Annotated in this window: 9 protein-coding genes and 1 tRNA gene; 4 read left to right on the top strand and 6 right to left on the bottom strand. The window is 62.8% G+C overall.

Going from position 1 to position 8,879, the window contains the following annotated elements; all coding sequences use genetic code 11:
• The coding region (locus B2Z70_RS11465; protein WP_292983405.1) for a TonB-dependent receptor domain-containing protein at positions 1–920 on the bottom strand (920 nt) is incomplete at its 3' end.
• A gap of 87 nt (positions 921–1,007) precedes the next feature.
• Positions 1,008–2,282 carry a TonB-dependent receptor plug domain-containing protein gene (locus tag B2Z70_RS11460; protein ID WP_162010980.1) on the bottom strand — a complete coding sequence of 425 codons (1,275 nt, stop codon included), beginning with the start codon at positions 2,280–2,282 and terminating at the stop codon, positions 1,008–1,010.
• A gap of 232 nt (positions 2,283–2,514) precedes the next feature.
• Between B2Z70_RS11460 and B2Z70_RS11455 the strand changes: the two genes are divergently transcribed.
• The 4 genes from B2Z70_RS11455 (at position 2,515) to B2Z70_RS11440 (ending at position 5,343) form a co-directional block, all read left to right on the top strand.
• Positions 2,515–3,567, top strand: coding sequence for a phytase (locus B2Z70_RS11455; RefSeq protein WP_009801800.1), 1,053 nt, complete (start codon positions 2,515–2,517; stop codon positions 3,565–3,567).
• A 50-nt stretch (positions 3,568–3,617) separates the two neighbouring features.
• Positions 3,618–3,694 (top strand) — tRNA-Arg (locus B2Z70_RS11450).
• A 360-nt stretch (positions 3,695–4,054) separates the two neighbouring features.
• Entirely contained in the window at positions 4,055–4,471 is a 417-nt protein-coding gene (locus tag B2Z70_RS11445; RefSeq protein WP_009801801.1) for a response regulator, read from the top strand.
• Between the two features lie 77 nt (positions 4,472–4,548).
• Entirely contained in the window at positions 4,549–5,343 is a 795-nt protein-coding gene (locus B2Z70_RS11440) for an SDR family NAD(P)-dependent oxidoreductase (RefSeq protein ID WP_009801802.1), read from the top strand.
• Between the two features lie 28 nt (positions 5,344–5,371).
• On the opposite strand, the gene pgeF is transcribed toward B2Z70_RS11440, so the two are convergent.
• From pgeF to B2Z70_RS11420, 4 genes are all read right to left on the bottom strand, one after another.
• The gene (gene pgeF / locus B2Z70_RS11435) at positions 5,372–6,151 is read right to left on the bottom strand and encodes a peptidoglycan editing factor PgeF (RefSeq protein WP_009801803.1); all 780 of its coding nucleotides are present in this window, start codon (positions 6,149–6,151) and stop codon (positions 5,372–5,374) included.
• A gap of 4 nt (positions 6,152–6,155) precedes the next feature.
• Complete coding sequence (locus B2Z70_RS11430) at positions 6,156–7,598, bottom strand: protein adenylyltransferase SelO family protein (RefSeq protein WP_040612516.1); 1,443 nt, start codon at positions 7,596–7,598, stop codon at positions 6,156–6,158.
• Between the two features lie 29 nt (positions 7,599–7,627).
• Positions 7,628–8,563 carry an alpha/beta hydrolase gene (locus tag B2Z70_RS11425; RefSeq protein WP_009801805.1) on the bottom strand — a complete coding sequence of 312 codons (936 nt, stop codon included), beginning with the start codon at positions 8,561–8,563 and terminating at the stop codon, positions 7,628–7,630.
• Between the two features lie 61 nt (positions 8,564–8,624).
• Complete coding sequence (locus B2Z70_RS11420) at positions 8,625–8,855, bottom strand: hypothetical protein (RefSeq protein ID WP_009801806.1); 231 nt, start codon at positions 8,853–8,855, stop codon at positions 8,625–8,627.
• Positions 8,856–8,879 lie beyond the last annotated feature (24 nt).

Genomic DNA, 8,879 nt, shown 5'->3' with positions numbered 1-8,879 from the left:
AGGTCAGGGTTGCCGGCCTCGGCTTCCACTTCGCCCTTGTCGTTTTCTTCAAAGGCGAGACGCGGCGCCGCCTGCGCCAGGTTCGGACGCGCGATCGAGGCGTAATAGGCCGCGCGCACGATCAGGTTGTCCGACGCTTCATAGCGCAGGTTCAGACTGGGCAGCCAATCAGTGTAGGAGTTTTCAGCCGTTACGCGGCGACGATAAACGCGATCACCCTCGATCACGGTCTCATCCGCACCCGCATCGTACTCAACGTCGAGATCGCTCGCCAGCAGCTCGGCGCCCGTCAGAGACGGGGCGATGAAGCTCTCGAAGGCGCCGGTGACGTCACCGGAGACCGCCGTCTCGATTTCCTGCTCGAGGATCTCGAAACCGTGCGCGTCATACTGGGTGTCTTCCACCCGAAGACCGCCGACCAGGCGCAGGCGATTGATATCCACCGAGCCCATCAGATAGGCGGAGAACACGTCTTCCTCTGCGCCGTAATTGTCGGCGTTGGACGCCACGGCGGTGTCGATGTCGTTGAGCTCGAAATCGCCGCGATTGGCGAAGAAGAAGTCACGCAGCGCGCCCGCATCCACAGCCGGGCCGAAATTGACGGCCAGCGGATAGTCGACCGTCGTCTGGAACTGGCTCAGCAGCAGGTCCGGACCGTCAAAGCCGTCATAGACGAGCGTCGTCGCATCATAGGATTTCTCCCGCGTGCGATACTGAAGGCCGGACTGGATGAAGCCGTAGTAAGAGCCAAAGTTCATCTCGCGACGCGCGTTGAACTCGGCGGACCATTCATCATCCTTGGCGACGCCGTCGAGGAATTCGAGATCATCAAATTCATAAGAGTCCGCGTCGAAATAGGCCTGCTCGGCCCCCGCATCACCAAAGATCACCTGCGGGATCTGGGCGTCAGTGACGTTCACCCCAAAAATGCCCTGGTCGAACTTGGCGCGGAAACCGGAGTCGATCCGGCTCGGCTCGGCTTCCTCGGCGTAGGCGTAGGCCAGCTGTTAGTCGAGGGTCCAGGGACCGGCGAAAGTCTCGCCGCCCACCGCGATGGCGTAGATGGTCTGTTCTTCCAGGCGATCCTTGATGTCGCGATCCACCTCGAACTCGTCACCGGTCGACGCATCAAAGAAAGCGCCATTGCCCGAGGACAGGGCGTCGGCATAGTCCGGATCCTCGAACTTGTTCTCGATCCGGTTGCGGTACTCCTGGTCGGTGAAATCCGAATAGGTCGTGCGCAGGAAGACGTTGGTGCTCTCGCTCAGATCATAGTCGAGGTTAAACACCACGGAGGTGCGCTCACGGGTGATGTCGTAATTGCGATTCTCGAACTCCTCGGGGAACGGCACGCTCTCGTCGGTGTTCCAGGTCCCGTCAACCTCGGCGTTTTCAGAGCCGAAGGACCGCTCCTGATCGGAAATCGACAGCGCCACGCCCAGGCGGTCATTGAAGAACTTGTCGGCAAAGGTCAGCGAGCCGCGATAGCCGTACTCTTCGACCACATCGGCATAGATGCCGCGCAGGCGGAACTGCAGCAGGCGCTCGTCCTGATCCAGACCGGACAGGGTCTCGATCTCGATATTGCCGCCAATGGTGTCGCCCGGCATGTCCGGGGTCAGCGATTTGGAGATGACGATCGAGGACAGCACGTCCGAATCGATCACATCCAGCGGCACCTGACGGTTGTCCGCTTCCGGGGACGGCAGTCGCACGCCGTTCACCGTAGTGGTGTTGAGATTCGGGTCGATGCCGCGGATCGAGACGAAACGGCCCTCGCCCTGGTCGTTGAGCACGTTGATGCCGGCGATCCGACGCGCGGCTTCAGCGACGTTCTCGTCAGGCAGGCGGTCCACCGCGTCAGCAGACAGGACGGAGATCAGTCCGTCCGCGGCGCGCTGGCGGTTCAGCGCACTGGTCAGCTGACCGCGCTGGCCGATGATGAGGATGTTGTCCTCGACCGCCACATCCGCGCCCAGGACGAAATTGGTCTCTACCATGGCGTCCGCGCTGGTCAGCGTCACTTCGCGGGTCTGCGCGTCAGCGCCGAGATAATCGACCACAAGGGTGAAATCGCCGGCCGGCACATTGCCGAGACGGAAGGAGCCGTCGCGCGATGTGCTCACGGTCTGACCGGTTTCGGAAATGCGCACGATCGCGCCTTGCAGGCCCACCGAACCGGTAGCTTCTGTCACGCGGCCCGTGATCTCGCCCGCCTGGGCTGCGCCCGCAACCAGAGCAACGGCAGACACTGCGCCAAGCAATGTGGTGATACGCTTCATCTCGAAATCCCCCATGAACGTGCCGGAATTGAATGCAGAGCGCTCTGATGCGCTCTCCCCGGGGGGCTTATGGAGAGTTGAAGCAACAGTTTCGTGTCGCGGCGAACACCGCTTTGTATCAACTGAATGTATTCAAGATGACACGCGCTGAAGGGCTCTTGTTCCCCCCCTTCAGATGCCGTTATGCAGAGCGAAATTTTCGCTGTTCCGGCTCTGCATCTGGGGGTGCGTCATGCGCGCAACACTATCGACGCTCTTTATTCTGTCACTGGCGAACGGGCTGTCCGCCTGCTCCGAGGCTGAAGGCCCGACCCTGCCTCGCGTGTCGGTTCCGGCCAGTCTTGAAACCGCCGCTGTCGCCGGCGCCGGCGACGCCGCGGACGATCCCGCGTTCTGGCGCGCGCAGGCCCCGGCGCAATCGCGCATTCTGGGCACCGACAAGAAAAGCGGCCTTTATGTCTACACGCTCGACGGCGGCACGGCCCAATACCTGCCCGCAGGCCGCATGAACAATGTCGATGTGCGCTATGGCTTTGAAGCGGGCGCTCAGACGGTGGACATCGCCGTCGCCTCGGACCGCACCAACATCGCCATCGCGGTGTTCTTCATTGACCCCGCCACAGGCGAGGTCAGCCCGGCGCCGGGCGGGGTTCTGCCGCTCGATTTCGTCGATCCGTATGGACTGTGCCTCTATCAGCGACCGACCGACAACGCCCTGTTCGCCTTCGTCACCGAAGACGACACCGGTCGACTGACCCAGGAACGACTCTGGTTCGAAGACGGCGCCATGCGCAGCGAGACCGTGCGCACCTTCGAAATCGGTTCGATCTCGGAAGGGTGCGCCGTCGATGATGCAACGGGAAGGGTCTATATCGCCGAGGAGAACACGGCGGTCTGGGTCTATGACGCGGATCCGGCGACAGGTGACGCCCGCACCTTGCTGGCCGAGGTCAATTCCGACAGCCTCGTCGCCGATGCCGAAGGCGTGGCGCTGTGGCCGCAAGCAAACGCTGCGCCCTGGCTCGTCGTCTCCAGCCAGGGAGACAGCGCCTACGCGGTCTTTGACACCGCGGACAACAGCCTGATCGGGCGCTTCGAGGTGAATGGCGGGGATATTGACCGCACCTCCGAGACGGACGGCATCGATGTTCACGCCCTGCCCCTGCCGGGCCATCCCGAAGGCGTCTTCCTGGCGCAGGACGATGAGGAAGACAGTGGCGGTCAGAACTTCAAAGTCACCGACCTCGCCGCAATCCGGGCCGCGCTGACCCAGGCGCCGCAATAAGCATCAGCCGGGGTGACGACCGCGTCATCCCGGCGTATTTTGCGCTGCGTGTCCCCGTAGCTCAGCAGGATAGAGCATCAGATTCCTAATCTGAGGGCCACTGGTTCGAATCCAGTCGGGGACACCAGTGATTCCTTCGACCTTCGGCGTTTCGAGGGGGCTCTCGCGCCACCAGGCGCACGCAATTGTCGTCTCGACCGGATCTATCGTGAACAAACATTGTCCTGGAGAGCGCGCTGAGCGCCATCTTTAGTTAAAAGTCGGCAATACATTGAGTCTTGTCTGTAATCAGCTGCACGGCAGGCCTATAAACCTCATTGCAACGCTCACCTGATCATTGACGCATACGGTGATCCATTTCCCGCTTTCTTGCGAACGTGTCGCAGCTACAGTGAAAATTCATCAAACCGTTAAATAGTGGCTTTTCAGGTAGACAGGCTCACTCTAGCCTTAGCATGGACAAAAGTTTAGAAACCGGGGGGGTAGAATGGCGATGGGCAATCAAAAACCGGCCTTGCTGCTGGTTGAAGATGACGATCAGGAAGCCTTCCTCTTTGAAAAAATGCTTCGCGAAGAAGCTGGCGCCGCCTCCATTGATCGTGCAGTCAAAGGTGAACAGGCGCTCGAACTGGTCCGCGCCAACCCTCATTACGACTGTGTGGTTCTCGACCTCAAACTGTCCGGTGAAGACGGCGTCTGGGTGCTTGAGCAATTGTCGCAGGATGAGGTGTTGTCTCACATCCCCGTGATCGTCTTCTCCGGCGACACCCAGCGCCTGCAGCAGGCCTGTTCCCGATACGACAACGTGGTTTCATCCGTTCGCAAGCCGGAAACCCTCGAACAGTATCGCGCGGCGCTGACCATTGTGATGGCCATTCTCCAGGCGGCCGTACACGTCGCCTGATCCTGAGCGATAGCGATGCTTGCCCCACGTCCTTAACTGTTTAAGCTTCCGGGAAAATCATCCGGGAGGACAGAGCAGTGGATCTCAACGGTAAAATCGCCATCGTCACCGGCGGAGCCAGCGGCATCGGCAAGGCCTGCGCCAGCGCGTTTCACGCCCAGGGCGCCAGGGTCGTCATCGCCGATCTCAACACAGACGCGGCCGCCAGGGCGGGTTCAGAGTTCGGCGGTTTCGGCCAGGGTGTCGACGTCACTGATGAAGCCGCGTTGGCGCGCCTGATCAATCGGGTCGAACGCGAACTGGGCCCGGTGGACATTTTCATGTCCAATGCCGGCATCGGGGTGTCTGACGGTCCGCTCTGGGGCGCAGGCGACGCTCCCACCCCCGCCTGGGACGCATGCTGGCAAGTCAATGTGATGGCGAGCGTCTACGCCGCCCGCATGCTGGCGAAATCCATGGCCAGCCGCCATGGACACTTCATCATCACAGCCTCCGCCGCCGGCCTTCTCAACCAGATCGGCGACGCCCCCTATTCCGCCACTAAGGCTGCGGCGGTCTCTTTCGCCGAAAGCCTCGCCATCACCCATGGCGATGACGGCCTGAAGGTTCAGTGCCTGTGCCCGGAAGGGGTGAATACGCCGCTGGTGAAGGGCATAGAGGGCGGCGCCCAGGGGCTGAGCGGCTATCTCGAACCCGAGGACGTGGCGCAAACCCTTCTGAAGGCGATGGAAGAGAACCGCTTCATGGTCACCACCCATGAACAGACCGCCGGCTATGCGGCCATGAAGGGCGCTGAGCGTGATCGCTGGGTGGGCGGCATGCGCAAGCTGCGCCGCATGCTGGTCGAAGCCAATAACGGCCGTCCGCTTTAAGACCTTCAGGGGCGGCCTGAGGGCCGCCCTACTCGTTCAGCGCAATGACTCCGCACTGGCCGCCAAAATGACCGGCATGGCCCTGTTTGGCGGCGCGCCTGCAGGAGAAGAAACGGTCTTGCCCGGCAAAGGTGCAGGCCTGGATCCAGCTGATGTTTGCGGCGGGAACGCCGGCCGCCACCAGCTGACGTCGCGCGCCTTCAGACACGTTGAGGCCCGCCCCGCCCTCGGCATCACGCGGCAAGGCCATGCCTTCATCAAGCGGGCCGAACTGGGCTTCGAACTGGGCGAGCACTTCAGGTCCGACGCGATAGTTCTCGGCGCTCACGGCCGGGCCGATCACAGCCTGAAGCGTTTCGGGGCGTGCTCCGTAGGCCTCGGACAGAGCGCTTATGGCTGCCGGGACCACTTTCGCCACCACGCCGCGCCAGCCGGCATGTATGGCGGCGATGGATCGGGTCTCGCGATCATACAGGAGCACCGGGGTGCAATCGGCGGTCTGCGCACACAACGCCAGCCCGGGACGATCGGTGATCAGGGCGTCGCCCTCGCCCGCAGCCCCGTCTTCGGGCGCCGCATCCACCCGGATCACCGTGTCGCCATGCACTTGCCGGGCAAACACAGGACGGGCGCCGATGGCGTCTCCCAGGCGGCGGCGGTTCTCTTGAACCCGCTCCTTCTCGTCGCCGCGCGACCAGGACAGGTTCAAGCTGGCGTACGGCCCCTCGCTCACACCGCCCGTGCGGGTGGTGAAGCCATGACTTACACGCTCATCGCCAAAGCCCTCTGCCCGCAGGATGTCCAGCATGGCGTTACTCCGCAAGAAAGCCGACCCGCCCCCGGCCCAGATCATAGGCGGCGCGGGCCTCGGCCACATCGGTCAAAGTCTGCTCCAGGGCGAACCAGTCATCTCTGTCCGCGATCGGCGCCCAGACCGATTCCATGCGCTCAATCGTCATGTGCACAGGCGCATCCTTGTTGAAATAGGGATGAGACAGGCGCTCCGGCCGCAGCGGCGTCCGCTCCGTCAGCTTGTTCAGGACTGACGCAAACTGATCATCGCGATACAGGGCGCCGCGCTGGGACTGAAGCGCCCGCTCGCGTGAGGCGTCCCCACAGAACCAGTCGAAAAAGAGCGCCTCGAACGGGATCTCGAGCGCGCGGCTGGCGTTCAGAAGGCCGCCCACCAATGCGCTGTCGCTGTCATCCCCCTTTGTCTCCAGCCCCAGGCGATGGTGAAAGGCCGTGACGATCTCACGCTTGTAATGCTCGGGGTAGGTCTCCAACGCGGCGATCAGGGCCTCCCGGTCGCCCACCAGGCTAAGGGCGCCCGCCAGTTGCTGCAGAGCCCAGAACACGCTCTCGGGCTGACGGGCATAGGCGTATAGCCCCTGCTCATCAAAATAGGCGGCGGTGAACCCGGGCTCGAAATGCGGCAGGAAACGCCAAGGCCCATAGTCGAAGCTCTCTCCGGTCACCACCAGATTATCTGTGTTGAGCACGCCGTGCACAAAGCCGGCCGCCATCCATTGCGCGGCCAGGCGGGCCGAGCGCTCCGTCACCGCCCGCAACAGGGCGGCGGCGCGATCCTCGCCCATGTCCGCCGCCTCGGGGACAAGCCGAGTGATCGCGTATTCGACAAGTTCAGCGATGAGATCCGGCCGTTCGAAATAGGCGTGACGCTGAAAGACGCCGAACCGCAGATGGGAATGCTGGAGCCGGGTCATGACGGCGGAGCGCGTCGGAGACGGCTCGTCGCCGCGATGCAGCTGCTCGCCAGTCTCGTAGATCGCGAAGGTCTTGGAGGTGTAAACGCCCAGCGCCTCCAGCATCTCGGACGCCAGCACCTCGCGCACGGCGCCCTTCAAGGTCAGGCGGCCATCGCCAGAGCGAGAATACGGCGTCTGTCCCGAGCCCTTGGTGCCCAAATCGAGCAAGCGATCCTGAGAGTCCCGGAGCTGGGCGAAGAGAAAGCCGCGCCCGTCGCCAATCTGGGGATTGTAGGTGCGGAACTGATGGCCGTGATAGCGAATGGCGCGCGGCTCGGACTGATTGTCCGGCAAGGACTCGAAGCGATGGAAATGCGCCTTGCGCGCCTCTGCATCGAGCCCGTCCAGGCCGACCTCCTGCGCCCAGCGCCCGTTCCACCAGCGCAATTGGTCCTGCGGGAAATCGGCCGGCTGCACCGGATCGGAATACTCATCGCCCAAGGCTGCGAAACGCGGATCGGGACGGTATCGGGAAGTCATGCTCATGCTGCAGAGCTAAGCCGTGCCGCGGCGGCTCACAAGGGCCTGGCTTGAAACGCCCTGTCGAGCGCCTTCGCCGACGCCTCGATCGCGGTGACGCAAGCCGGGAACAGGCGCGACATGTTCAGGAATCCATGCGGCACCATGTTCCAGAGCCTGTACTCTACATGGACGCCCGAAGCGGTCAGACGATCACGATAGGCCGCCCCTTCATCCAGGAGCGGGTCCATCTCGGCCGCCAGGATATAGGCGGGCGGCAATCCTTTGAGGTCCTCCGCCAGCAAGGGAGAAATCCGCACATCCGCCGGATCAGCGTCGCGGATGTAATGCTTGCGGATTTCCTCGAGCGTGAATTCGGACAGAAGCGGCCCTTCCTGCCAGCGCGGGCGGTCCTTCTTTGTCTGCAAGAGCTGCATCAAGGGGTAAAGGAGAAGCTGATAGCTGAGCGCGTCACGACGCTCGCGCGCCACGGTCGCCGCAAGATTCCCCCCGGCTGAATCTCCGCCCACCGCAATGCGGTCAGGGTCGAACCCATATGCGGCGAGTTCGCCAGCCAGCGCCGCATCCATCGCGGCGAAAGCGTCATCAACCGCCGCCGGGAAAGGGTGCTCCGGCGCCAGGCGATAATCGACCGAGCAGATCCGCACGCCCGACACCGCCGCCAAACGCCGGCACAACGGGTCATGGGATTTCAGCGAGCCGACCATGAAGCCGCCGCCATGATAGAAGATCAGACCGGGGCCGTGGTCCGGCTGAGCGCCATAGGGAATATAGATACGGGCGGGACGGGGCCCCTCGCCGCCCGCAAACTCTATATCGTGCACTTCCTCCACAGGCGGAGGGGCGACCTCGACCAGCTCTTCCATCCGGGCCATGGCGTCGCGCATGGCGGTGACGGTTTTGCGAGGGTTGAACAGATCGTTCAGCCCGGCCTGGTTAATCCACGTGTCAAATAGGGATAAATCGCTCATCGCCTAAAGCTGGGTGAGCCGGAGCGTCAGCGCAAGACAAACTCCTGTGTCAGCCGCCTTGTTATTGCATCTGGATGGGGCTTTCACGTCCGATGACGCCGGCCAGCGCATCCTCAATCTCCCAGCGCAACACGCGCCAGGCGTTCGCGCTTTCATCCTCGCCCTTCTGTTCGAGCTCGGTGACCGCCATGTCGGCGTAGTTGAGCGCCATGTCTCCATGACGATCGACGAGCGTGAAGGCAATGGCGCGAATATCAAGCGGGGTGATGCGGGACGGACGTTGGGCAGGCATTGGGCGCTCCTTGAGGGTTCACTC

Source organism: Oceanicaulis sp. UBA6590 (genome assembly GCF_002433705.1).
Lineage (GTDB): Bacteria > Pseudomonadota > Alphaproteobacteria > Caulobacterales > Maricaulaceae > Oceanicaulis.
Note: the sequence above shows the minus strand (reverse complement) of the source record. Positions and strands in the feature narration are given on the sequence as shown.

What these genes read in the sequence shown, in the direction of transcription:
- B2Z70_RS11460 (WP_162010980.1), bottom strand. Translation starts at nt 2,282, where the DNA reads ATGAAGCGTATCACCACATTGCTTGGCGCAGTGTCTGCCGTTGCTCTG.
- B2Z70_RS11455 (WP_009801800.1), top strand. Translation starts at nt 2,515, where the DNA reads ATGCGCGCAACACTATCGACGCTCTTTATTCTGTCACTGGCGAACGGG.
- B2Z70_RS11445 (WP_009801801.1), top strand. Translation starts at nt 4,055, where the DNA reads ATGGCGATGGGCAATCAAAAACCGGCCTTGCTGCTGGTTGAAGATGAC.
- pgeF (WP_009801803.1), bottom strand. Translation starts at nt 6,151, where the DNA reads ATGCTGGACATCCTGCGGGCAGAGGGCTTTGGCGATGAGCGTGTAAGT.
- B2Z70_RS11430 (WP_040612516.1), bottom strand. Translation starts at nt 7,598, where the DNA reads ATGAGCATGACTTCCCGATACCGTCCCGATCCGCGTTTCGCAGCCTTG.
- B2Z70_RS11425 (WP_009801805.1), bottom strand. Translation starts at nt 8,563, where the DNA reads ATGAGCGATTTATCCCTATTTGACACGTGGATTAACCAGGCCGGGCTG.
- B2Z70_RS11420 (WP_009801806.1), bottom strand. Translation starts at nt 8,855, where the DNA reads ATGCCTGCCCAACGTCCGTCCCGCATCACCCCGCTTGATATTCGCGCC.